The organism is Actinoplanes sp. TBRC 11911 (assembly GCF_012933445.1).
In the GTDB taxonomy this organism is placed as follows: Bacteria; Actinomycetota; Actinomycetes; order Mycobacteriales; family Micromonosporaceae; genus Actinoplanes.
Genome location: NZ_JABBNC010000063.1, coordinates 1 through 20,903, shown reverse-complemented (window position 1 = coordinate 20,903; position 20,903 = coordinate 1). Strand labels below are relative to the sequence as shown.

Here is a 20,903-nt window from a genome sequence, read left to right as displayed (position 1 = left end):
AGTAAGAAAGCCGGTCTGACCGACACCCCGCCACCAGGGCCTTCCGACGAGGTGCCACCGCGACGACCCCCGTTCGACGAACTTGACGTCGACGTCGTCGCGATTCACACCGGCGGACTGCACGACAAGCGGACCCCGGCGCCGGTCAGCGGTCCCGGTCGAGGAAGCCGATGGTCGCCTGCGCGAACGCCGGGGAGACGCCCAGGTCGTAGTGGGTCAGGCCGGGCAGGATCGCGAGCGCGTGCCCGCCCTTCGGCCGGCCCTCCCCCGCCCAGCCGCCGTCCCGCACCCCGCCGTCGAGCAACCCGAACACCTCGACGTAGTGACTCGGCGGCGCCATGTCCGCGTCCGCCGCGACGATCATCGTGGGCACCCGCAACCCGCGTACTTCCTCGGTGAAGTCGAAGTCCTTCGCCATCGCCTGGCCGATTTTGTCGAGCAGTTGCGGGAACGCCTCCGGGTTCGGGGCCACGCGCTCATACAGCTCGTACATCGGGGTGTCTTTCATGTACGGCGCCGCCGCCGCGCTCACCTGGAGCTGCTGCTCCAGCATCTCCGGGTAGATGGCGGAACGCCGGATGTTCGCCGACGCGGACACCAACCGCCCGATCTTCTCCGGATACTGGAACGCCACCTGCATGGCGACCCCACCACCGAACGAATATCCCACCACGTCCGGCTGGTCCAGCCCCAGGTGGTCGATCAGTGCGGCGATGTCGCCGGCAATGAGGCGTACGTCAAGAGGCCGGTCGATGTCGGCTGTCCGGCCGTGGCCCTGCAGGTCCACCGCGATGACCTGGTGGTGGTCGGCGAGCGTGGGCAGGATCGCGCCGAACATCTCGCCGGAGCCGAGGCCGCCGTGCAGCAGGATCAGCGGGCGTCCCGAGCCGTGCGTCTCGTAGTAGAGGTTGATGCCGTTGACCTCGGCGTACATGGGGTTCTCCTCGCGGGTCTGCGTTCTGGTGTCACCCATACAGACCCGGGCGGGGAGCGAAACTCATCGCCGATGCGCGGAGGAATTCCGGCGGCGCCTCGATCGTGATAACAGCAGTACCGGCACTGCCGCGACGACGGCTGCCGCGGGGACGCCGGCTGCCAAGGCCAGCGCCGGCACCCCGCCCGGATGTGAGCGGGGTGCCGGCGCTGTGCGGGGCTCGCCGCTCGCCGTCTCCGACCGGCGGGGCGCCGGGGACGACGAGCTGGGGGATGGCGAGGGGGACGGTTCCAGATCGTTCTTGATCACCGAGAGGATCCAGGAGGACACCGCGTCGACGCGGGCGCCGGTGTCGGGTCCGGTGTGCGGGCAGGTCGGGCCGTGGCTGACCACGGCCACGGCCGTCGCAGTGCCGTCCGGGCTCTCGGTGAAGTAGGGGCCGCCCGAGTCGTGCGGGCAGGGGCTGGTGTTGGACCGCGGGGAGATGCCGGTCAGGCCCATCTCCAGGGAGCTGACCGAGGAGACCTTGAACTGGCCGGTCTGCGCGCGGTCCGGGATGCTTTTGGTGCTGGCGGTGGTCTGGCCGTAGCCGACCAGGCGGACCTTGCTGCCCACGACCGGCTTCTTCCGGGCGATCTTCAGCGGCGTGACGCCGGTGATGGTCTTGTCGAGGCGGGCCAGCGAGACGTCCGCGTGGCCCTGCTGGCGCACCTCGACCACCTTCGCGTCGAAGCCGTCGGTTCCGCTCTGGTCGGCGCGGCCGACGGTCGCCAGCGATTTCCGCGCGACCGTGTGCGATACCCGGTTGTTATGCAAGTCGCGGAAACAATGGCCGGCGGTCAATACCCAATGCGGGGAGATAAGGCCGCCCGAGCAGGAACTGTTGCGGAGGCCGCCGGAGACGGTCGGAATACCGATGTCAATCAATTTCACAGCGAACGGATACTCACCGTCGGCGACCTCGTCACCGTGCGCGATCGCCTGCGCGGGTGTGGCAACGGCCGCGACCAGCGCGGCGGCGCCGATCTGCGCCGCCACGAGCGCGATTGCGACTCTTCCGACGGTTCCCATCGCCTCGGAAGGTTAGAAGCCCGCGCTGTTCACCTACCAGCCCAATCATTAGTCAATACGCGCGAGAATTGTAACGGTCAGTGGCAGCACGAATGCAATTCCGCGTACGCGGTAATGGTTGCACCGTCAGGACGCGTCCTCCGGCGTCATGGTCTCGACGTCCGGGGCGACGATCCGTGGCAGCGCCTTCTCGAAGCGCTTGTCCAGGGTGCGGCTGGGAAGCACCCGGTCCGGCGGCAGCAGCGAGTTCACCGCGCCGAACTCGGCGGCCTTGGCCCGCTGGTCCGGGGTGCCGTGGTGGCCGGCGCTGGCGAACTCGCAGTCGCCCAGGTCGTAGAACATCCGCACGAAGTCCTTGACCCGCCGTACGCCGAAGTCCTTTCCGTCGGCGTGGGTCAGGAAGTAGGAGCCGAAGGTGTCGGCCATCAGCTCGAGCCGCCGGCTTGCCTCGGGAGCGGGCAGGTCGGATGCGGTCAGGCCGTCCTGGTACTGGATGTGGTGGCCGAACTCGTGCCCGAGGATCGCGTCCGGCGCGACGTCGTTCATGCCCAGCGCCTTCATCCCCTCGAGGATGCCGTCGCCCATCACGATCTTGTCGGACACCTCGCCGACGCCCGGGACGGCCATGCCCTCGGCGGAGAAGGCGAACGCGTTGAAGGTGAACAGCGGGTTCTCGCCGTGCTCGAACTTGTCCTGGTCGACGATCTCCCCGATGTACAGCGCGAGGTCGTCGGCGGCCTCCTGGGTGACGCCGAGGGTCAGCTTCAGCGCCCGCGCCACCCGGTCGTTGTCGAGCAGCGTGCTGCCGTGCGCCGGGACCAGCTCGATCCGGTTCGCGTCGATGTCCCAGAACCCCTTGAGGCCGCGGAACGTGCGGTGGATCCGCTTCGAGTACTCGCCGTCGGCGCCGAAGAACCGGTCGGCTTCCGGCTCCGGGAAGAACAACGCGTCGTACGTGATCGGGTCGAGCATCAGGATGACCGTGAGGTTCAGCAGGTCGGTCTGGCTCAGCCCGGCGGTCTGCTCCCGGACGTACCCGGCGACCTCGGTCTCCTCGCAGACGTAGTCGTTGGGGTCGATGATCGCCTCGATGGTGTCCCGGGGATCGGTGTCCGGGATGTTCAGCCGGTCGCGCAGCGCCGCGAGCTTGGCCTCGGCGTTCTTCGGCAGCAGCTTCTCGATGCGCTGGTACAGCGCCTTCGACTGGGCCGGGGTCAGGTCGTCGCCGGCGGCCAGGGCCGGTGCGGCCGGCGTGAGGATCATCGCGAGGGAGACGGCGACCGCGGTCACGCCCGTTCGCCAGGAGAATTTTGTGCGCACGCGTCTCTCCTTCGCCTCATCGAGTCGATGACGCTCAGTATTGACGAATGTGCAGCGCTCGATAACCAGCCGAATGGTGCTGCTAACCTCCACTGATGTTGGGGGTTGAGTTGCGGCGGGCTCGGGCCGAAGATGTGCAGGCAGTGGGCCGGATATGGACAGTCGGGTGGCGCGACGGACATCTCGGTAACGTGCCGGACGCCCTCGCCGAGGTTCGCACTCCGGAGTCGTTCCACGTTCGGGCGACACAGCGGGTAGCTGACACGACTGTTGCTCTGTCCGGCGGCGAGGTGACCGGTTTCATCATGGTCGCGGGCGACGAGGTCGAGCAGGTCTACGTCGACGGCCGGCATCGCGGCAGCGGCATCGCCGGGACACTCATCGCCGAGGCCGAACGCCAGGTCGCGGCCGGGGGTCACGAGGTGGCGTGGCTCGCGGTGGTGGCCGGCAACGCGCGAGCCCGGCGCTTCTACGAGCGCAGCGGCTGGAGCGACGCCGGCGGGTTCGATTACGAGGCGGTGCACGCCGGAGGCGTCATCCCGGTGCCGTGCCGGCGTTATACGAAACAGGTCGCCCGGGATACGAAACAGGTCGCCCGGGCCTGACCCGAAACCGGCACCGCGCGTCGGGTCCAGGACCAGACCCGGCGGTACGAATCGGCGGCCGGCATTGTCCGATCATCCGAAAAGTGACCTCGCATGCATCTGCACGTGCATCCGCACTTGAACCTGCGTTTGCAGACGCGCACTGTGGAGGGGTCATCGACGACGGGTGAGGAGGCAGCGGGATGCACGGGGAGGCGGAAAGCAAGCGCCGGGTGTTCACGTTCGCCGAGGAGGACTACCGATTCGGCGCGGGCGCGTTGCGCATGGCCGTCGAGCGGATCGACTGGGATCGGCCCTTCGTGCAGGACGGCGGCAACTGGTACGAGGTGCACGGTGTCGAGCTCACCCAGGACGGGCGGGTGATCGGCCGCCGGCAGGCGCTGGTCCGGGGTAGCCGGCTGACGGCGTGGGCGGCCGGCCGGCGTAACCCCTGATTCCAGAACGGCAGCGCGCTAACCTCGATCGATCACCTTCAGCGCGAGCAGGATCTCGTCGGTCAGCCGGTCGAGCCGGGGGCGTAGTTCGTCGGCGAGATCCGGCGAGAAGTCCGGCCGGCTGTCCGGCCGCTCCCGCCACATCGCGTGCAGGCGCCGTTGCAGTCGCTTGCCGGCCTCCATCTGGGTGCGGAAGTAGGTGGTCCCGATCTCCGGGTCCAGCCCGATCTCGGCCGAGCGCCGGGCCACATCGTGCAGCACCTTCGCCTCGCGCTCCAGGTCTTCGATCGGCTGCCCGCTCCAATACTTCGCGGCCGCGACCTGTTCACTCAGCTCCAGCCGCTCCTTGGTCAGGCCGACCAGCGAAGCGACGGCGTCGGTGTGCTCATCCCATTCGTCGAGCTGCGCACCCTCGGCGAACAGGCCCGCGCCCATGGCGGCCGGCATGGCGGCGAGCACCAACGTGCCTTTCATCCTCATAGTTCCCCAGACGTTCAAAAGGGGCCCCGCGTTCTCGGCCGGCCCAAACGTAAGCGAGTCGTAATCTGCCAGCCTGAAGTGACCTAAGTCATGATTTAGGCGGAATGTTACGTCCGGTGGCGCCGCAGCAGCGGACCGAAACGGACTCGAATACGTGTTGACGTCGATAATTGCCGGGGCAACATCCGCGGTCCCCTATGGTCACGTCGGTCACTCCGAAATGAAAATCGTCGGGGCCGGGCCGATCACCTCCGCGAGGCGATCTTCGCTGGTCGCGTTCCCTTGGCTATTCAGTATTCGCGCGCCGCGCCCACCTCGATAGTGAGCTGCACTACGTCGCCCCGCACGTCCCTGTAGAGGGACGTCTAGTGAACCGCCCATTTCTTTCGACGTTGTGGTGGCTACGAACACCGAAAGGAAATGAGGAATGAGCACCTTAGACGTGGCCCCACGGCTGCTCGGCGAATTCGTCGTGCCGCGCGATCTGCCGATCGGCGGTACATCCGTGGGGAGTCTTTCCGGTCGCGATCGGCGTAGCGGCCGGTACCTGACGATAGGCGGCCACCGGTCGCCGCGGCGGGCGTTGGCCCGGGAGATCGAGCTCGACGAACGCACCGGGAACCTGGTCTGGTCCTACGACTGCCGGCCCGAGGACGAGACGATGGTCGTCGACTGGGAGTGCCTGTCCGCGACGGACGAGGCCCCGGACGACAAAACGCGGCACAGCGAGGGCGGCGAGGAGCCGGCACCGGACGCGCGCCCCGCGGAGCCGCACGCGAATGCCGCGCCCGGACGGGCGTACCGGGAACTCATGGGTTTGGACGAGGCCCGATGCCACCTCGGTGAGAATCACGGACACTCGGCCGGGGCCGTTTTCCTGGACGCCGGTGACGTCGACGCGCTGCGGTCGGCGCCGGTCCGCTCGATCAGTCCGGTCCGGCGGACGTTACTACCGGATCTGGCAGAAGCGGGGGTGCCGGATCCGGACAACATGCAAGGTTTGACGTGGCGGCCGGGGCGGCCGTCCGGTCGCCGCACGCTCCTGCTGGTGAGCGGCAACGACGTCATGAGGGAATTAAGAGCGCCGGCCATCCCGCCGAAGCCCTTATAGCTTCGGCCGCTCTACCGAGGTCAAGCGCCACCCGGCGGAGCAGAATGCTCACCATGAGTGAGCCGCTGGCGAAGGTGGCCTGGCCGATCGGACGTGCCGCACTGCTGCTCGCGGCGGCTACCGGCCTCTATTGGCTGGTGCCGACCGGCTTGGCGCCGGACCGCAGGCTCGTCGTCGCGGTGGTCTTCGTCCTGGGCATCGCCGGGGCGATGGCCTTGATCGTGTGGCAGGTGCGGTCCTATCGGCGGGCCGCCGCGTCCGGGCACGGTCAGCTTCTCGGGCTGCTGACCGCGGTGTACGCCTCGGTGCTCTTCTTCGCGCTGACCTATTACGTACTGGCGACCGGCGATCCGAACGAGATCGCCGGTCTGAACACGAAGCTCGACGCCCTGTACTTCTCGCTGACGACCGTCTCGACCGTCGGCTTCGGCGACGTCCACGCGACCGGCCAGTCGGCCCGCGGGATCGTCTCGTTCCAGATCGGCTTCGACCTGCTGTTCATCTCGCTGGCCATCGCGGCGGTGAAGGCGGCCCGCCTGCCGGACTGATCCCGAATGGCCCGGAACACGTAGTGACGCTTCTGACGTCACCGCAGGGTGGCTGGTCGCTGCCCCGACCGGCTTTTACGCTCGTCCCGGAGGACGGGGTGAGGCGGAGGGAATGAGGCGCGGACTGACATTCCGCACGGTCGCGGCGGGTTCGGCACTCGTCCTGCTCGTCGGCATCTGCTTCCTGATACTCGCCGAAAGCGTGCAGCGACTCCGGGTCACGGGCCAGCGCAGCGACTACGCGCGGCAGGTCGTCCTCGCGGTCAGCGCCATGCGGTCCGACGTGTCCGACCTCGAGGCCGGCCTGCGCGGATACGTGCAGACCCGCAACACCGACATGCTTGCCCCGTACGCGTCGGCCCGCGCGCGCTTCCCGCAAGACGCGGCCGCGCTCGCCCGGCTGTGCGCCCCCAACGCCGACGAGGCTGCCCTCGCGTCGAGCATCATCGAGGACACCCAGGACTACATCGCCGACTACGGGGCGACGCTGATCCAGTCCGCGCAGCACGGCGACGCCTCGGTGCGCAACTCGACGGTGACCGACGACGGCGTGCAGCGCATCAACGTCCTCAACAACGAACTCGACCGCCTGACCAGCCTGGACCGGGCGCGTGCGGTGGCCCGCAACGAGGCGGCGACCAGAGCGGCGAACACCGCGCAGATCACGATGACCTTCGTAATCGGGATCTCGGTGCTGCTGATCGTCGGGTTCACCGTGTACCTGGCCCGGGTCGTGGTGATGCCGGTGCGCCGCGCCGCCACGATGGCCGGGCGGCTGGCCGGCGGGGCACTCGACACCCGGCTGCCGGTCAGTGGTGCCGGCGAGGTCGGCGACCTGCAACAGGCGTTGAACGTGATGGCCGGGTCGCTGGAGGAGAGCCGCGACGCGCTGACCGCCTCGCGCGCCCGGATCGTCGCCTCCGCCGACGAGGCCCGCCGCCGGGTGGAACGTGACCTGCACGACGGCGCCCAGCAGCGGCTGGTGTCGCTCAGCCTGGAACTGCGGCTGGCCCAGATGGCCGACCCGCCGGACGTGGAGCAGATGCGCGCCGCGCTGGGCCGGGCCGCCGCCGAGGTCACCGAGGTGGTCGACGACCTGCGCGAGATGGCCCAGGGCATCCACCCGGCGATCCTCACCGAGGGCGGGCTCGGTCCGGCGCTGCGCACGTTAGCCCACCGCTCGCCGGTGCCGGTCGAGATCGAGATGGTGACGCACGAGCGGTTCCCGGCGATGGTCGAGGCCGGCGCGTACTACATCGCGGCGGAGGCCCTGGCGAACACGGCAAAACATGCCAAGGCTTCCTCCGTACGCGTCCAGGTGGACCGTGGCGACGAAAGTCTCGTTCTCACAGTGCAGGACGACGGCTGCGGCGGTGCGGACTACGCGCGCGGCTCCGGGCTGGTCGGACTGCGCGACCGGGCCGAGGCGCTCGGCGGTACGCTGCGGGTCAGCAGTCCGGTGGGTGAGGGAACGCGGATCACGGCGCGGCTGCCCGTCCACCTGCTGTCGAGAGGATCCTGATGAGCGACGAGCCCGTGCGGGTCGTCCTCGCCGACGACGACGTCCTGCTCCGGGAAGGGGTGGCCAGCCTCCTCGAGCGCTCCGGCCTGACCATCGCGGGCCAGGCCGGCGACGCGGTCGAGCTGCTCAAGCTGACCCGTGCCGAGCGGCCGCACCTCGCGGTCGTGGACATCCGGATGCCACCGGACGGCGCGCTGGCCGGGATGGAGGCCGCCCACACCATCCGGCGCGAGCTCCCCGGTACGGGCGTACTCCTTCTCTCGGCGTACGTGGATGTCGAACACGCCCTGTCGCTGCTGGCCGCCGGCGGCGGCGTCGGATACCTGCTGAAGACCCGGATCACCGACGTGAGCGACTTCCTGGAGAGCGTGACCCGGGTGGCGCGCGGCGGCTCGGTCGTCGACGCGGGCCTGGTGAAGCAGCTGGTCAGCGCGACCCGCCGGGAAGACCCCCTGGCAGTGCTCAGCGAGCGCGAACGTGACGTGCTCGCCCAGATGGCACAGGGCAAGTCGAACGCCGGGGTGGCGCGGCAGCTCTGGGTGACCGAGGGCACCGTCGAGAAGCACGTCCGCAGCATCATGACCAAGCTGCGACTACCGGAAACCGGCGACGATCACCGGCGGGTACTGGCCGTGCTCACGTTTCTGAACGCCCGATGAGCTGACGCACCGCGTCGCCGGACAGCGCGGACTTGTGTAAGAAGCCGGCCACCGGGGCGGCGTCCACCAGCTCGCCGTACGCGTCGTAGGCGCGCGCCGAGACCAGGATGATCGGCACGCCGACGATCCGGCGGGCCACGTCGAACCCGCTCTCGCCGTTGAGATCGATGTCGAGCAGCACGACGTCGGGGTGCAGCTGACCGGCCAGCGTCACGGCCTCGGCACCCGTCGCCGCCTCCCCGGTCACCATGACCCCCTGCGCCGTGAGAACCGACGCCGCGGCAGCCCGGAACCGGGGACTGTCGTCGACGATGAGGCAGGAGACCATAACGATTAGCGTGACCACTCAAGTGCTCGAACCGCATTCCGGCTAGCCGGTAATCCGCTTTCCGGGTGGCGGCAATGCGCTTTTAGATCACACGGACAAATCTTTCAGGCAGAACTTCTTCCTGAAGGGAACAGCCGATGAGTGACCATGCCGCCGACTCGTCCGTCGTAGGCAGTCCCGTCCGTACCCACGGGTACAGCATTACCGCAGTTCATCGGGTAGCGGCCGTCGTCACCGGGCTGCTGCTGCTTGTCGACGGGTACGTGCACCTCAACGACGCGAGCCAGTACACGCAGTTCACCGGACCGACGTTCAGTGAGGGCACGCTGTTCCGCATCCAGGCCATCATCGCGATCATCGTGGCGATCCTCGTCGCGGTCTGGCCGCGGCTGTGGACGGCGATCGTCGCACTGGTCATCGCCGGGAGCGCCGCGATCGCGGCCACGGTTTACACGTACGTGAACCTCGGCTCGATCTGGCCGCTGCCGAACCTGTACGAGAACACCTGGCACGAGCCGGGCAAGATCCTCGCCACCATCTGCGAGGGTGTCGCCGCGCTCATCGCGATCTACCTGATCGTGGCCTCGGTGCAGGCCCGGCGCCGCGCGCGCCAGGCGTGACCTGCGCGACCTTTGCGGCGTGACTTGCATGCGCCCCGTGCGGCGTGACTTGACTTGCACGTCCACGAAGGCTGGGACGGGGCGGCCCGGATGATTGCCGAGGGGGTACTGGACGCGGCCGGTGAGCGGGTGCGTGCGGCTGATGGCCGGCACGTCCGCGAGCCAGGCTCGGCCAGCGGCAGAGTCCAGGGCCGCTCCGGCCCCACCATGACTTACTCGGGGTGAGGGTGCGGGGAACCAGGGGGGCATGGTTCCCCGCCCCACCTGAGGCGGGTCAACCGGCCGGCGGCAGCGCCGACCCGGGGAACCCGCGGCAGGGATGCACGGAGTAGCTCAGCACGCCGGCCCGGATCGCCGGGTCGTTCTCCATGATCGAGCGCACCGTGTCGGCGTCGTCGACGAAGATCCCGACGCCGGCCAGGCCGGTCTCGTCGCCGACCGGGCAGACGATCGGCATCAGCCCGTCGGCCTGCAGACCCATGTTGCGCCGCCCGTGCTCCCAGATGATCTCCTGGGTGCCCGCGGAGCCGTACTTCTCGGTGGTCCTCAAGATCACCATCGTGTACGCCACGGCGTGGCCCAGCCGCTCGCGCATCATCTCGTCGGTGTAGATCGTGGTCATGCCGCTCCCCCAAGTGTCGTGGCGAAACCGCGGAGAATCGTCTCCCAGCCCGTTGCGTAGGCGCCGCCCGTGTATCCGCCGGGCAGCGCGCAGTCCTGCGACAGTTGCGCGTCGCTGAGCGCTTCCCAGCCGCGATGCTCGACGGCGACCCGGGTCAGCGCCGGGCCGAGCGCGGCGAAACTCAGCTCGACCTCGGTGGGCGCGGGCGTCCCCGTCCAGGACATGGTGAAGCCGTCCGGCGGATCCCAGGCGAGCAACTCGCCCCAGGTCGAGACGGTTCCGTCCGGCCACGTCTCGTACACCCGGCCGCCCTTGCGGGGTTCGACGGTGACGTCGCGGACCTTCTCCTGCCCCGCCGAGAACGGCTGCACCGGCCACCAGGCGCCGATGGTGCGCACGAAGACGTCGAACGTGTGCCCGATGTCGCTGCGGACCAGCGTCGCCTGCCGGATGGGCGGGCGGCGCAGCGGAATCACGTCAGCCGGCATGAGGCACCTTCTCGCCGCCGTCCGATAGGCCGCGGTCAGTTTCCACCAGCCGTTTCGCGGTGTCCAGCGCGCCCGCCCACATGTCGTCGAGGAACTCGCGCAGCCCGGCCAGCCCCTCCGGCCGGGCCCGGTAAAGCCGGCGCGTGCCCGCCCGGCGCTCGGTCAGCAGCCCCGCGTTCTTCAGCACGGTCAGGTGCTGGCTGATCGCGGTGCGGCTCACCTCGAACGCCCCGGCGATCTCCCCGGCGGACAGCTCGTCGCGGGCCACCAGCCGCAGGATGACGCGACGGCGCGGCTCGGCCAGGGCACGCAGCGCGTCGTCGTCGGTCACCGATTTACCCTCTCCTCCGTCAGCAGTCGCTAACGTTAGTCACCGCTAACAGATGATGTCAACGGCATAGATCCAGTAAGGTCTCCATCGTGGACATTCCCGGCATCGACACCTCGGTGGCGCACCCCGCGCGGCGCTACAACTACTGGCTCGGCGGCAAGGACAACTTCGCCGCGGATCGAGCGTCCGGCGACCAGCTCGAGGCGATGTTCCCGAAGGTGCGGCTCGGGGCGCTGGCCAACCGCGCGCTGTTACGCCGGGCCACCCGGTTCCTCGCGGCCGAGGCCGGCGTGCGCCAGTTCCTCGACATCGGCACCGGACTGCCGACCGCGGACAACACCCACGAGGTGGCGCAGACCGTCGACCCGGCCAGCCGCGTCGTGTACGTCGACAACGATCCGCTCGTCATGGTGCACGCCCGCGCGTTGCTGACCAGCACACCGCAGGGACGCACCGCCTACCTGGAAGCCGACCTCACCTCGCCCGAGTCGATCCTCGCCCACCCGGCACTGCGCGACACCCTCGACCTGTCCCAGCCGGTCGGCCTGATGCTCATCGCGGTGCTGCATTTCGTGCACGGCCGCGGCGCCGCAGCCCCGATCGTGAGCCGGCTGGTCGAGGCACTGCCGGCCGGCAGCTATGTGGTCGCCACGCACGCCACCGACGACTTCGGCACGCCCGAACAGCAGGCCCTCTACCAGCGGATCCTCGAAGAGGGCAAGTCCGACGTCTGGACCCGCGGCCGCGACGAGTTCGCCGCGATCTTCGAGGGGCTGGAGCTGGTCGACCCGGGCGTGGTGCCGGCCAGCGAGTGGCGGCCGGAGCCGGGGGCGACCATCCCCGCGAGGTCCGACATCAACGTGTGGACTGCGGTGGCGCGCAAGCCCTGAAATCCACCGTTCGCCTGTCCCGCAGGGATCGAAGATCGCGGTACCGTGCGCGCCGACGCACGCTGCGTCGACAATTCTCCGGGAGCGGGACATGCGTAGGACCCTTGCCGCCGTTTCGGTGCTGCTCTTAGCGGCCACCACCATGGTCACGGCGTGCACAAAGGATAGCGGCTCGGACAAACCGGGCACAAAGGTGTCGGTGGGTGTCATCCCGATCATCGACGTGGCGCCGATCTACCTCGGCAAGGCCAAAGGGTATTTCGCGAGCCGGGGCATCGACCTGAACCTGGTGCCGGAACAGGGCGGCGCGCCGATCGTGAAGGGCGTGCTGTCCGGCAAGTACCAGTTCGGGTTCAGCAACGTGACGTCGCTGATGGCGGCCGAGTCGGACGGGGCGCCGCTGAAAGCGGTGGCCAGCGGGGTGGCGTCCACCGGGCGGTCGGGCCGCGACTTCTCGGCGATCGTGGTCAACGGGACGAGCCGGATCCGCACGGCTAAGGACCTGGCCGGCAAGAAAATCGCGGTCAACACCCTGAAGAACATCGGCGATACGACGGTACGCCAGTCCGTGCGCGAGGCGGGCGGGGACGCGGACCGGTTAGCGTTCGAGGCGATGCCGTTCGCTTCGATGCCGGGGGCGTTGCAGGCGGGGAAGGTGGATGCGGCGTGGGTGGTGGAACCGCAGCTCTCCCAGGTGCTGACCCAGGGCGGCCAGATCGTGGCGTCAAACTATGTGGACGCGGCGCCGAAGCTGACGGTGGCGCTGTATTTTTCGAGCGAGCCTACGATCGCGAAGGATCCGGCGCTGGCGGCGAAGTTCACGGAGGCGGTGAAGCAGTCCCTTCAGTACGCTGCCGGGCACCCGGATGAGGTGCGTGACACCGTGGGGACGTATACGCCGATCAATGACACCGTCCGGATCGCGATGATCCTGCCCAGCTGGCCTACCGAGATCAATCGGGCGTCGTTGGAGCGGCTGGCGGAGCTTGGGCGTGAGGATGGGATCTTTGCTAAGCCTCCTGCGCTTGATCAGCTTCTTCCCCGGGATTAGCTGGTTCGGCTTTCCTACGCTTGGACGGTGTGGGGCGGGGGATGACTTACGCAGACCGTCAGGCTTGATATCTGCGTAAGTCATCCCCCGCCCCACACCTTGCATGGAATTCCGGCGCCGGCCAGGCGTTCGGTCGCCCACCGCCGGGTTCTTGGTCCAGCTTGGAAACTCCCCTCACGCGACAGGGGTCCGGCTGCCGCGCTGCACTTACCCCAGGACGACCCGTCCAGCGAGCGGGCCCGGGTGGTGGGTCAAGCGAACGAACCATGCCGCCCCACTCTCAGAGTCAAACCCCTGCCACTCGCGCTCGGCGACTGCCTCACCGGCCGCACCTCCGGCCCTGGCCCGGGCGTTCGTCTTCCCTCAGCCGCCCGAGCCCGGCCCGAGCCGGGCCCTCGCCCCGCCGAGCGCGAGCTGGTCGGTCAGCTCAACCCCAGCGGGGCTTTTAAAAGCCTGCTGTGCGCAAGCTGATCAGTCAGCTCGGCCACAGCGGGCTTCAAAAGCCTGCTGTGCGCAAGCTAATCGATCAGCCCAATCCCAGCGGGGCTTCAAAAGCCTGCTGAGCGCAAGCTAATCGACCAGCCCGACCACAGCGGGCCTCAAAAACCCGCTGACCACAAGCTAATCGACCAGCCCGACCACAGCGGGCCTCAAAAACCCGCTGACCACAAGCTAATCGACCAGCCCGACCACAGCGGGCCTCAAAAACCCGCTGAGCGCAAGCTAATCGACCAGCCCGACCACAGCGGGCCTCAAAACCTGCTGCGCGTGCGCTAATCGATCACCTCGGGCGCGGCGGGGTTGGGGCCTGCGGCAGGCGGGGCGGTTGTTGCCCGGGGTGAGTTGTGGGGGCCGGGAGTGAGGGCGGGTCGGGGCGTGGGGTGCTGGGGGTTGACTCTGAGCGTGGGCGGCATGGTTCGTTCGCTTGACCCACCACCGTGGTCCGCCCGCCGGACGGGTCGTCCTGGAGTAAGTGCAGCGCGGCAGCCGGACCGCCCAGCGGGAGGTGGGCGATGAGAATGGCCGGTGACCAGCGGTGGGTGACCAAACGCCTGGCCGGCGCCGGAATTCCATGCAAGGGGTGGGGCGGGGGATGACTTACGCAGATATCAAGCCTGACGGTCTGCGTAAGGCATCCCCCGCCCCACACCGTCCAAGAGTGAGAAAGCCGATGGCCCCAGCAACGTCGCAGGGTGAGAAAGTCACGGCCCCAGCAACGTCGCGGAGAGAGGGTCGAAGGCGCCGGGAACGTCGCGGGGTGCGGAAGGGGGGCCGGCGACTACGCGGCGGCGGCCAGGCTCTGGCGCAGGTGCAGGCGCGAGGCCAGCGACACCTGCTCGGCCACCGCGTCGCGGATCAGGGTGCTGCGGTGGCCGACGCGGCCGCCGCTGGACTCGCCGAGCAGGCCGGCGTGGATCAGGTGGTCCACACAGGTCAGGACGTCGGGGACCGGGTGGCCGGTCAGGGCCACCAGGTCGGCGGCGCGCAGCTCGTCGAGCACGGCGCAGAAGCGCAGCACGTCCCAGGCGGTGGGCGGCATCCACGAGGTGCGCTTGCGGGCGATCTGCATGGCGACGGCCAGCGCGATCTCGCGGGGGCCGCGGGCGACCGCGACAAGCGCCGGGACGCCGCCGGTGAGGTCGGCGAGCGAGCGGTCGCCGAGCGGGGCCAGCTCCTGCGGGGTGAGCGGGCCCAGCCGCAGCACGACCGCGGTGCCCAGACCGGCCACCGGGCGGCCGCTGATCTCCGATGGGTAGCAGTAGGTGAGCACGATCCGCAGCGACGGGCAGTTCTCGCCGAGCCAGGCCAGTTCCGCCACGCTCGCCGCGTCCAGTGCCGCGGCGTCGTCGACCGCGACGAACACCGGAACGGCCGCGGTCAGGGTCGCGCCGACCGTCTGCAGCTCGGCACGGGTCAGCGGCTGATCCGGCGCGGCTCGGTCCACGATCGCGAGCACCTCGGGGGCCGCGCCCAGCTGGGCCAGCCCGGCGCGTAGCCAGGCCAGCCGGTGCACTGCCTGGGACGGGCCGGCGCGGCCGATGCCGATCCGGCCGTCCAGGTGCCGGCCCAGTTCGGTGAGGAACGCGGATTTGCCGGCGCCGTCCGGTCCGACGATGTGCACCACCCGGGGTGGTTCCCGGTCGAGCAGCACCCGCAGCGCGGTCGCGCGGCCCACGAACGTCTCCACCGCGGTCGCTCCGGTGACGAGGACCGCTGATGGTTCGGGCTGGCGGGCGTCGACGATCTGCTGCTGCATGCGGACCAGTTCGGGGGACGGCGCGACACCCAGTTCCTCGTCGAGGGTGCGGCGGCAGCGTTCGAACAGTCTTAGCGCCTCGTCGGTGCGGCCGGTTGCCATCGCCGCGGTCATCGCGGTCCGGTACGCCTGTTCGAGGAACGGGTTGAGCTCGATCGCCTCCTGGGCCAGCCGCAGCGCGCGGGCGCCGTCGGCGGGCAGCGCGGCGGTGGACAGTTCCAGGCGTGCGGCCACTACGGCGGCCTGGACCTCGTCACGGACGGTCTCGGCCCAGTCGGCGTACGGGTCCTCGGGGAAGGGCAGTTCGCGCCCGAGCGCGAGGATCTCCTGCTGGACGGCGAGGCGGTCGGGGCAGTCCGCTGACAGCGCGTCGAGCATCCGGACCCGGTTGCGGAACTGCGCGAGGTCCAGGTCGACGCGGCCGGTGTCGAACAGGTAGCCGCCACTGCGGGTGACGATGAACCAGTCGGCGGGGGTGGCGTCCGGCTGGAGCCGGCGGCGGATCACCGAGACGTAGTGCTCCAGCGCGGCGACCAGGTTGCCCGGCGGGTCACCGGCCCAGACGGCGTCGGCGAGTGCTTCCTTCGACTGCGGCCGGCCGTGCCGCGCGGCCAGGACGGCGAGGACCTGGCGGGCGCGGCGGGGCAGGTCGACGGCCGGCCGGGTGGCGCCGCCCGCGCTGGTCACCGCGATCTGACCCAGGACGTGTACGCGCAGTGTCGTCTCCCGCAACGGCGGGGCGCTCACGGACTGTGACGTCGGCGACATCGTGGCAGCGTACGAATCCGCCGCCGGGGACGTCACTCGCCGGTTCGGCCGCCGATCACCGACCGTTACGGTGGCGCGTTCTGCCACCACGTTGGCGTCCGCCGCTACTGTGCCGGGCGTTTTCGCTGCCTAGCGTCCTGCGGTAACGGAAAGAGCGTCCCGCGGTAACAGAAAGAGCGCCCGCGGTAACGGAAAGAAGGACGAATCCATGGCCAGAACCGTTCTGATCACCGGCACCTCCTCCGGCATCGGCCGCGCGACCGCCGGGCTCTTCCACGAACGCGGCTGGAACGTGGCCGCCACCATGCGTGACCCGGCCGCCGAACACCACCTGAGCAGCCTGGACGGCGTGCTGGTGAGCCGGCTCGACGTCACCGACCCGGGTTCGATCGCGACGGCGGTGGACGCGGCGCTGCAACGGTTCGGATCGGTGGACGTGCTCGTCAACAACGCGGGCTACGCCGCGTACGGGATCCTCGAGGCATTTTCGATGGAGCGCGTCGACCGGCAGTTCCGCACCAACGTGCTGGGCCTGGTCGCGGTGACCAAAGCCCTGTTACCGCACATGCGCGCGCGCCGCGATGGGGTGATCGTCAACCTGAGCTCGATCGGCGGCCGGATGACGTTCCCGCTGGGCACGCTTTATCACGGCAGCAAGTTCGCGGTCGAGGGGCTGAGCGAGGCGCTGCAGTTCGAGCTGGCCCCGCTCGGCATCCGCGTGAAGATCATCGAGCCGGCGCCGCTGGACACCGACTTCGGCGGCCGGTCGCTGGACTTCGCGAACGACGAGTCGCTGAGCGAGTATCAGCCGGTGGTGCGCGCGGTGCTGGCCGGCTTCGACGCCGTCGGCAAGACCGCCGCGACCGCGGACGTCGCCGCCGAGGTCATCTATGCCGCCGCGACCGACGGCAGTGACCAGCTTCGCTATCGGGCGGGCGAGCAGGCCGACGCTATCATCGGCGCGCGGGAGACGAGTGACGACCGCACGTTCCTCGACGGCATCCGGAAGCAGTTCGCCCTCTGAGCGGGAGCCTGCATGGACCGGTACGCGATGGACCCGGGCACCGCAGTGCTGCTGCACGACCTCGGTGTCCCGGCGGCGAACGTGCTGCGTCGCGCCGGACTGCCGGGCGACCTGCTGGCCCGCGGGCCGGTGACGCTGCCCGCGGCCGAGTACTTCGCCTTCTGGCAGGCCCTGGACGACGAGGCGGGCGGGCCGGCGGTCGCGGTGCGGATCGGGCGGGCGCTGACCGCGGAGGTGTTCCTGCCCGCCCTGTTCGCGGCGCTGTGCAGCCCGTGCCTGCGGGTCGCGGCGCAGCGGGTCGCCACGTACAAAGGTCTGATCGGGCCGATGCGCCTGCTGGTCGGCGACGACACGGTCACGTATCGCTTCCCGCCCGGTCACCGGCCGCCGCCCGCGCTGGTGCTGACCGAGCTGGTGTTCTGGACCGTGCTGGCCCGGATCGGCACCCGGCACGACGTGCGCCCGGTGCGGGTCGACTCGCCGTGGACGCCACCCGATCAGGGACCGTTCCGCGAGTTTCTGGGTGTGCCCGTCTCGTTCGGCCCGGTGCCGTCGGTGACCTTCACGGCGTACGACATGGATCGGTCGTTTCTCACCGCGAACGATGCGATGTGGCGTTTTTTCGAACCCGAGCTGCGGCGCCGGCTCGCCGCGCTGGACCGGCACGCGTCGACGGCGGAACGGGTGCGCGCGGCGCTGCTGCACCTGTTGCCCGCCGGGCAAGGCACGATGAGCGTGGTCGCGCGGTCACTTTCGGTCAGCACCCGTACGCTTCAACGCCGCCTCCGGGACGAGGACACCTCTTTCCAGGCTGTGCTGACCGCCACCCGCACCCGCCTCGCGCGGCACTATCTCGCGACCGGAGAACTGTCCGCCGACCAGATTTCCTTTCTTCTCGGCTATGGCGACCCGAAGTCCTTCTACCGCGCTTTCCGGACGTGGACCGGAGTAACTCCCACGCACGCACGAGCCGTACATATTCGGTCATCTTCATGATCAAAGAGGTCGATTGGTGAGAACTATTTCACCATCGGCCTTCAAAATTTGGACGATCGCCCCGGCATCTGGTTAACGTCGCCCGGTCCCGCGTTTGCGGGCACCGCGAGCGGAAACGCCGAGTCCCTGCCGCCGCCCGTCGGAATCCGAACACAAGGCATGGAGCGGGGGACCCACCAGTTCCTCGGTGCGCTACGGCGCGCCTCGGGGTGAAGCCGCGTCCCCGCGGCCGGACAACCTCAGTCCGAACCCGACAGCTCACCTCGCAGGCGTGGAGGGTATTCCTGTCATGGCACATTTGCTGAAGCATGCCCGTCTCTCGATCGGCCTGGCCATCGCGGCTTTCGCCGGCCTGTTCACGCTGCTCGGGACCGGCTCGCCGGCGCACGCGGCGTCGAGTGTGAACTGGGACGCCGTCGCGCAGTGCGAGTCCAGCGGCAACTGGCACATCAACACCGGAAACGGGTTCTACGGCGGGCTGCAGTTCACCAAGAGCACGTGGCTCGGTTACGGCGGCGGCAAGTACGCGCCGCGCGCGGACAAGGCCACCAAGGCGCAGCAGATCCGCATCGCCGAGAAGGTCCTCAAGGGCCAGGGCATCGGCGCCTGGCCGGTCTGCGGCAAGAAGGGCTAGACCCCGTCCCCCAGCGTTATTCCGGGCTCATCACCGATCCGGCCGCCTACACCCCCGGGGCGGCCGGGTCGGTGCCCTCCCGCCGGGCGTAGACCTCGAGTTCGGCGGTGCACAGGTCCGCGGGCGCGAACTGCCAGAAGTCCGGGTGCAGCGGGAAACTGTCCAATGCGGACCGAGATGGTTCGTCCACTGTGCGCACGTGTTCCTCGACGACCAGACCGGCCTCGGTGAACATTCGCTCCACTTGGGACGCTCGCAGCCGGTTGCAGTAGCCGAACTCGTTGCCGGCGATGCGCTCCCACTCGCGTACGGAATAACGCAGGAAGTTGATCCTGGCGATCGTGGGATCCTGGCGGGCGAAGTGGTCGCTCGGATCCACCAGATGCGCGGCGTACCCGTCGGTCCGCAACAGACGACGGGTCTCGGCCAGCAGCTCCCACAGGGCTGCCGGCCGGATGTGCTCGAGCACGGTCATCGAGAAGTTCAGGTCGAAGCTGCCGTCCGGGTCGGGCATCCGCGCGGCGTCACCGGGCGCGGCGTAGTGCACCCCGATCTCGTCGAGCAGGTCGTACGGGCGCGAGGCGAGCCGGCCGATGCGGGCCAGCCGGTCGCGCAGCACGTCCGCCGGGACCAGGCCCTCGTACAGGTCGAGCAGCCGGTGCTCGGCGGCCGCGAGCCGGCGCAGCATCTCGCTGGTCAGGTCGGTGAGCAGCCGCCGGTGCAGGTCGACCGAGACGACCTCGCGCGCGCCGAGCAGGTGGAAGGCGACCGGCGCGATCGGCACGTGGCCGGTGCCGATCTCGAGGCAGCGGATGCCGTCCACGCTGAAGCCGAGCTTGCCCAGGCGGCGCACCATCGCGGCGTGCTGCGGGATGGTGCGGAACGGGTCGGGGTTGAGCAGCCCGAACCGTCGCTGGAGCTGCCGGTAGATCGTCGGCCCGGCCGGCATGGACGAGCACGCCTGCTGGAGCGTGGCCTTGAACCTCCACCGCATTGCCCAACTTTATCCGGATTTATCGGATCTTTATGAGGCATTCCGTTCGATGCCCATGAGCGGATCCCGCAGCAACGGGGTGAAGCCCAGCTCGGCGGCACCGATCAGCGTCGAATCGTCGCCCAGCCCGGCCAGGCGCAACCGGGCCCGCTCCCGGGAGACCGGCATGGCATGCTGCGCGATCCGGGCCGCGACGTGCGGCGCGGCCGCCGCGTAGATGTCCTGCAGCATGCCGCCGAAGATCACCACACCGGGGTTGAACAGGTTGATGAGGTTGGCGACGCCGATGCCGAGCCAGTCCCCGATCTCGGCGACCGCGGCCGCCGCACCCGGATCCCGCACCGCCGAGCGCACCGCCTGCCGCCCGATCGTGCCCGGCGGCCGTCCGGCGGCGGCGAGCAGCGCGTACTCCCCCACCTCGGCCTCCAGGCAGCCGCGTGAGCCGCACAGGCAGGGCCGGCCGTCGACCGGGTTGACCAGCATGTGCCCGACCTCGCAGCCGTAGCCGCCCTCGCCGCCCAGCAGCTTGCCGCCGACCAGGATGCCGCCGCCCACCCCGACGTCGCCGTGCAGGTAGATCAGGTCGGGTTCGCCGACGCCGGCGCCGCGCGCGTACTCGGCCAGCGCGCCCAGGTGCGCCTCGTTGCCGACGGCGACCGGCAGCCCCAGAGCGAGCGATCGTTCCAGTTCCGTGCCGAACGCCTGGTCGACCCAGCCCATCTCGGGCCCGTAGCGGACCATCCCGTCGACCGGGCGGATCATGCCGGTGTACGACGCGCCGATCCCCATGCAGACCGAGCCGCGCGGGGCCTCGCGATACAGGTCACGGCCGAGACCGGCGAGCGTGCCGACGACCGCGTCCAGGTCGACGCCGGCCCGCGGCCGCGGCGCCGCGCGGCTGTCCAGCACCCGGGCGCCCAGGCCGACCCGGGCCGCGGTCAGCCGGTCGACAGCGACGTCGAAGGCCAGCACGTAGACGCGCTCGGATTCCGGCCGGACCACCAGCGACGGCCGGCCGGCGGCCCCGGTGGTGCCGCGGGGGTGCTCCTCACGGACCAGACCGGCGGCCACGAGTTCCGAGGTCAGGGCGAGGATCGTGCTGCGGTTCACGCCCATCCGCGCGGCCAGGGCCGCACGGGAGAGCGGCCCGCTCACGTGCACGTGGTGGAGCAGGGTTCCCAGGCTGGATCGATGACTGTTCATCCCATACGTCAAC

23 protein-coding genes and 1 riboswitch are annotated in these 20,903 nt (G+C 69.6%); of the genes, 12 read left to right on the top strand and 11 right to left on the bottom strand.

Annotated features, from left to right (window positions below):
- Window positions 1–145 precede the first annotated feature (145 nt).
- The 3 genes from HH310_RS42670 to HH310_RS42660 form a co-directional block, all read right to left on the bottom strand.
- Window positions 146–934 carry an alpha/beta fold hydrolase gene (locus HH310_RS42670; RefSeq protein ID WP_211193328.1) on the bottom strand — a complete coding sequence of 263 codons (789 nt, stop codon included), beginning with the start codon at window positions 932–934 and terminating at the stop codon, window positions 146–148.
- 63 nt (window positions 935–997) lie between these two features.
- Window positions 998–1,972: a trypsin-like serine protease gene (locus tag HH310_RS42665; protein WP_312034686.1), complete on the bottom strand. Its 975-nt coding sequence runs from the start codon at window positions 1,970–1,972 to the stop codon at window positions 998–1,000.
- Between the two features lie 159 nt (window positions 1,973–2,131).
- The gene (locus tag HH310_RS42660) at window positions 2,132–3,325 is read right to left on the bottom strand and encodes a hypothetical protein (protein ID WP_169181490.1); all 1,194 of its coding nucleotides are present in this window, start codon (window positions 3,323–3,325) and stop codon (window positions 2,132–2,134) included.
- Between the two features lie 95 nt (window positions 3,326–3,420).
- On the opposite strand from HH310_RS42660, the gene HH310_RS42655 reads away from it, so the two are divergent.
- Window positions 3,421–3,930 carry a GNAT family N-acetyltransferase gene (locus HH310_RS42655; RefSeq protein ID WP_169181489.1) on the top strand — a complete coding sequence of 170 codons (510 nt, stop codon included), beginning with the start codon at window positions 3,421–3,423 and terminating at the stop codon, window positions 3,928–3,930.
- Window positions 3,931–4,112: 182 nt separating this feature from the next.
- A complete protein-coding gene (locus tag HH310_RS42650) occupies window positions 4,113–4,364 on the top strand; it encodes a hypothetical protein (protein WP_169181488.1) in 252 nt (83 codons plus the stop codon).
- Window positions 4,365–4,382: 18 nt separating this feature from the next.
- On the opposite strand, the gene aroQ is transcribed toward HH310_RS42650, so the two are convergent.
- Window positions 4,383–4,838 carry a gamma subclass chorismate mutase AroQ gene (gene aroQ, locus HH310_RS42645; RefSeq protein ID WP_169181487.1) on the bottom strand — a complete coding sequence of 152 codons (456 nt, stop codon included), beginning with the start codon at window positions 4,836–4,838 and terminating at the stop codon, window positions 4,383–4,385.
- Window positions 4,839–5,271: 433 nt separating this feature from the next.
- On the opposite strand from aroQ, the gene HH310_RS42640 reads away from it, so the two are divergent.
- From HH310_RS42640 to HH310_RS42625, 4 genes are all read left to right on the top strand, one after another.
- Complete coding sequence (locus HH310_RS42640) at window positions 5,272–5,955, top strand: esterase-like activity of phytase family protein (RefSeq protein WP_169181486.1); 684 nt, start codon at window positions 5,272–5,274, stop codon at window positions 5,953–5,955.
- A gap of 53 nt (window positions 5,956–6,008) precedes the next feature.
- Window positions 6,009–6,503 carry a potassium channel family protein gene (locus HH310_RS42635; protein WP_169181485.1) on the top strand — a complete coding sequence of 165 codons (495 nt, stop codon included), beginning with the start codon at window positions 6,009–6,011 and terminating at the stop codon, window positions 6,501–6,503.
- A 112-nt stretch (window positions 6,504–6,615) separates the two neighbouring features.
- On the top strand, window positions 6,616–8,025 hold the full coding sequence (locus HH310_RS42630) for a CHASE3 domain-containing protein (protein WP_169181484.1): 1,410 nt from the start codon (window positions 6,616–6,618) through the stop codon (window positions 8,023–8,025).
- The gene (locus tag HH310_RS42625; RefSeq protein WP_169181483.1) at window positions 8,025–8,684 is read left to right on the top strand and encodes a response regulator transcription factor; all 660 of its coding nucleotides are present in this window, start codon (window positions 8,025–8,027) and stop codon (window positions 8,682–8,684) included. Before HH310_RS42630 ends, HH310_RS42625 begins: the two co-directional genes overlap by 1 nt.
- On the opposite strand, the gene HH310_RS42620 is transcribed toward HH310_RS42625, so the two are convergent.
- Window positions 8,662–9,012, bottom strand: a complete 351-nt coding sequence (locus HH310_RS42620; protein WP_169181482.1) for a response regulator transcription factor — start codon at window positions 9,010–9,012, stop codon at window positions 8,662–8,664. The genes HH310_RS42625 and HH310_RS42620 overlap by 23 nt on opposite strands.
- A 137-nt stretch (window positions 9,013–9,149) precedes the next feature.
- On the opposite strand from HH310_RS42620, the gene HH310_RS42615 reads away from it, so the two are divergent.
- Window positions 9,150–9,632: a hypothetical protein gene (locus tag HH310_RS42615; RefSeq protein ID WP_169181481.1), complete on the top strand. Its 483-nt coding sequence runs from the start codon at window positions 9,150–9,152 to the stop codon at window positions 9,630–9,632.
- A 274-nt stretch (window positions 9,633–9,906) separates the two neighbouring features.
- Here HH310_RS42615 and HH310_RS42610 read toward each other — a convergent pair whose 3' ends face one another.
- From HH310_RS42610 to HH310_RS42600, 3 genes are read right to left on the bottom strand one after another with little or no spacing between them, the layout of a single operon-like run.
- Entirely contained in the window at window positions 9,907–10,254 is a 348-nt protein-coding gene (locus HH310_RS42610; protein WP_169181480.1) for a hypothetical protein, read from the bottom strand.
- Window positions 10,251–10,742 (bottom strand): hypothetical protein, encoded by a 492-nt coding sequence (locus tag HH310_RS42605; protein ID WP_169181479.1) that lies wholly within the window; start codon window positions 10,740–10,742, stop codon window positions 10,251–10,253. Before HH310_RS42605 ends, HH310_RS42610 begins: the two co-directional genes overlap by 4 nt.
- On the bottom strand, window positions 10,732–11,073 hold the full coding sequence (locus HH310_RS42600; protein ID WP_169181478.1) for a helix-turn-helix transcriptional regulator: 342 nt from the start codon (window positions 11,071–11,073) through the stop codon (window positions 10,732–10,734). The genes HH310_RS42605 and HH310_RS42600 overlap by 11 nt, the downstream gene beginning before the upstream one ends.
- Before the next feature lie 89 nt (window positions 11,074–11,162).
- On the opposite strand from HH310_RS42600, the gene HH310_RS42595 reads away from it, so the two are divergent.
- Window positions 11,163–11,963 carry an SAM-dependent methyltransferase gene (locus tag HH310_RS42595; protein WP_169181477.1) on the top strand — a complete coding sequence of 267 codons (801 nt, stop codon included), beginning with the start codon at window positions 11,163–11,165 and terminating at the stop codon, window positions 11,961–11,963.
- Window positions 11,964–12,054: 91 nt separating this feature from the next.
- Window positions 12,055–13,014 carry an ABC transporter substrate-binding protein gene (locus HH310_RS42590; protein WP_169181476.1) on the top strand — a complete coding sequence of 320 codons (960 nt, stop codon included), beginning with the start codon at window positions 12,055–12,057 and terminating at the stop codon, window positions 13,012–13,014.
- Between the two features lie 1,279 nt (window positions 13,015–14,293).
- Here the strand turns inward: HH310_RS42590 and HH310_RS42585 are convergent.
- Window positions 14,294–16,039 carry a BTAD domain-containing putative transcriptional regulator gene (locus HH310_RS42585; RefSeq protein ID WP_169181475.1) on the bottom strand — a complete coding sequence of 582 codons (1,746 nt, stop codon included), beginning with the start codon at window positions 16,037–16,039 and terminating at the stop codon, window positions 14,294–14,296.
- 208 nt (window positions 16,040–16,247) lie between these two features.
- Here HH310_RS42585 and HH310_RS42580 point away from each other — a divergent pair, with 208 nt between their 5' ends.
- From HH310_RS42580 to HH310_RS42570, 3 genes are all read left to right on the top strand, one after another.
- Window positions 16,248–17,063 (top strand): SDR family oxidoreductase, encoded by an 816-nt coding sequence (locus tag HH310_RS42580; RefSeq protein ID WP_169181474.1) that lies wholly within the window; start codon window positions 16,248–16,250, stop codon window positions 17,061–17,063.
- Between the two features lie 12 nt (window positions 17,064–17,075).
- Window positions 17,076–18,059 (top strand): AraC family transcriptional regulator, encoded by a 984-nt coding sequence (locus HH310_RS42575; protein WP_169181473.1) that lies wholly within the window; start codon window positions 17,076–17,078, stop codon window positions 18,057–18,059.
- A 106-nt stretch (window positions 18,060–18,165) separates the two neighbouring features.
- Window positions 18,166–18,343: riboswitch (cyclic di-AMP (ydaO/yuaA leader) on the top strand.
- Between the two features lie 5 nt (window positions 18,344–18,348).
- Entirely contained in the window at window positions 18,349–18,693 is a 345-nt protein-coding gene (locus HH310_RS42570) for a transglycosylase family protein (RefSeq protein WP_169181472.1), read from the top strand.
- Between the two features lie 46 nt (window positions 18,694–18,739).
- On the opposite strand, the gene HH310_RS42565 is transcribed toward HH310_RS42570, so the two are convergent.
- Together HH310_RS42565 and HH310_RS42560 are read right to left on the bottom strand one after the other, a co-directional pair.
- Window positions 18,740–19,687 carry a class I SAM-dependent methyltransferase gene (locus HH310_RS42565; protein ID WP_169181471.1) on the bottom strand — a complete coding sequence of 316 codons (948 nt, stop codon included), beginning with the start codon at window positions 19,685–19,687 and terminating at the stop codon, window positions 18,740–18,742.
- A 30-nt stretch (window positions 19,688–19,717) separates the two neighbouring features.
- Window positions 19,718–20,890: an ROK family transcriptional regulator gene (locus tag HH310_RS42560; RefSeq protein WP_211193329.1), complete on the bottom strand. Its 1,173-nt coding sequence runs from the start codon at window positions 20,888–20,890 to the stop codon at window positions 19,718–19,720.
- Between the last annotated feature and the right edge of the window lie 13 nt (window positions 20,891–20,903).

Excerpts from the sequence above, each read along its gene's own strand:
- HH310_RS42670 (WP_211193328.1), bottom strand. The coding sequence starts at position 934 with ATGTACGCCGAGGTCAACGGCATCAACCTCTACTACGAGACGCACGGC.
- HH310_RS42655 (WP_169181489.1), top strand. The coding sequence starts at position 3,421 with ATGTTGGGGGTTGAGTTGCGGCGGGCTCGGGCCGAAGATGTGCAGGCA.
- HH310_RS42650 (WP_169181488.1), top strand. The coding sequence starts at position 4,113 with ATGCACGGGGAGGCGGAAAGCAAGCGCCGGGTGTTCACGTTCGCCGAG.
- aroQ (WP_169181487.1), bottom strand. The coding sequence starts at position 4,838 with ATGAAAGGCACGTTGGTGCTCGCCGCCATGCCGGCCGCCATGGGCGCG.
- HH310_RS42640 (WP_169181486.1), top strand. The coding sequence starts at position 5,272 with ATGAGCACCTTAGACGTGGCCCCACGGCTGCTCGGCGAATTCGTCGTG.
- HH310_RS42635 (WP_169181485.1), top strand. The coding sequence starts at position 6,009 with ATGAGTGAGCCGCTGGCGAAGGTGGCCTGGCCGATCGGACGTGCCGCA.
- HH310_RS42630 (WP_169181484.1), top strand. The coding sequence starts at position 6,616 with ATGAGGCGCGGACTGACATTCCGCACGGTCGCGGCGGGTTCGGCACTC.
- HH310_RS42625 (WP_169181483.1), top strand. The coding sequence starts at position 8,025 with ATGAGCGACGAGCCCGTGCGGGTCGTCCTCGCCGACGACGACGTCCTG.
- HH310_RS42620 (WP_169181482.1), bottom strand. The coding sequence starts at position 9,012 with ATGGTCTCCTGCCTCATCGTCGACGACAGTCCCCGGTTCCGGGCTGCC.
- HH310_RS42615 (WP_169181481.1), top strand. The coding sequence starts at position 9,150 with ATGAGTGACCATGCCGCCGACTCGTCCGTCGTAGGCAGTCCCGTCCGT.
- HH310_RS42610 (WP_169181480.1), bottom strand. The coding sequence starts at position 10,254 with ATGACCACGATCTACACCGACGAGATGATGCGCGAGCGGCTGGGCCAC.
- HH310_RS42605 (WP_169181479.1), bottom strand. The coding sequence starts at position 10,742 with ATGCCGGCTGACGTGATTCCGCTGCGCCGCCCGCCCATCCGGCAGGCG.
- HH310_RS42590 (WP_169181476.1), top strand. The coding sequence starts at position 12,055 with ATGCGTAGGACCCTTGCCGCCGTTTCGGTGCTGCTCTTAGCGGCCACC.
- HH310_RS42585 (WP_169181475.1), bottom strand. The coding sequence starts at position 16,039 with ATGTCGCCGACGTCACAGTCCGTGAGCGCCCCGCCGTTGCGGGAGACG.
- HH310_RS42580 (WP_169181474.1), top strand. The coding sequence starts at position 16,248 with ATGGCCAGAACCGTTCTGATCACCGGCACCTCCTCCGGCATCGGCCGC.
- HH310_RS42575 (WP_169181473.1), top strand. The coding sequence starts at position 17,076 with ATGGACCGGTACGCGATGGACCCGGGCACCGCAGTGCTGCTGCACGAC.
- HH310_RS42570 (WP_169181472.1), top strand. The coding sequence starts at position 18,349 with ATGGCACATTTGCTGAAGCATGCCCGTCTCTCGATCGGCCTGGCCATC.
- HH310_RS42565 (WP_169181471.1), bottom strand. The coding sequence starts at position 19,687 with ATGCGGTGGAGGTTCAAGGCCACGCTCCAGCAGGCGTGCTCGTCCATG.
- HH310_RS42560 (WP_211193329.1), bottom strand. The coding sequence starts at position 20,890 with ATGAACAGTCATCGATCCAGCCTGGGAACCCTGCTCCACCACGTGCAC.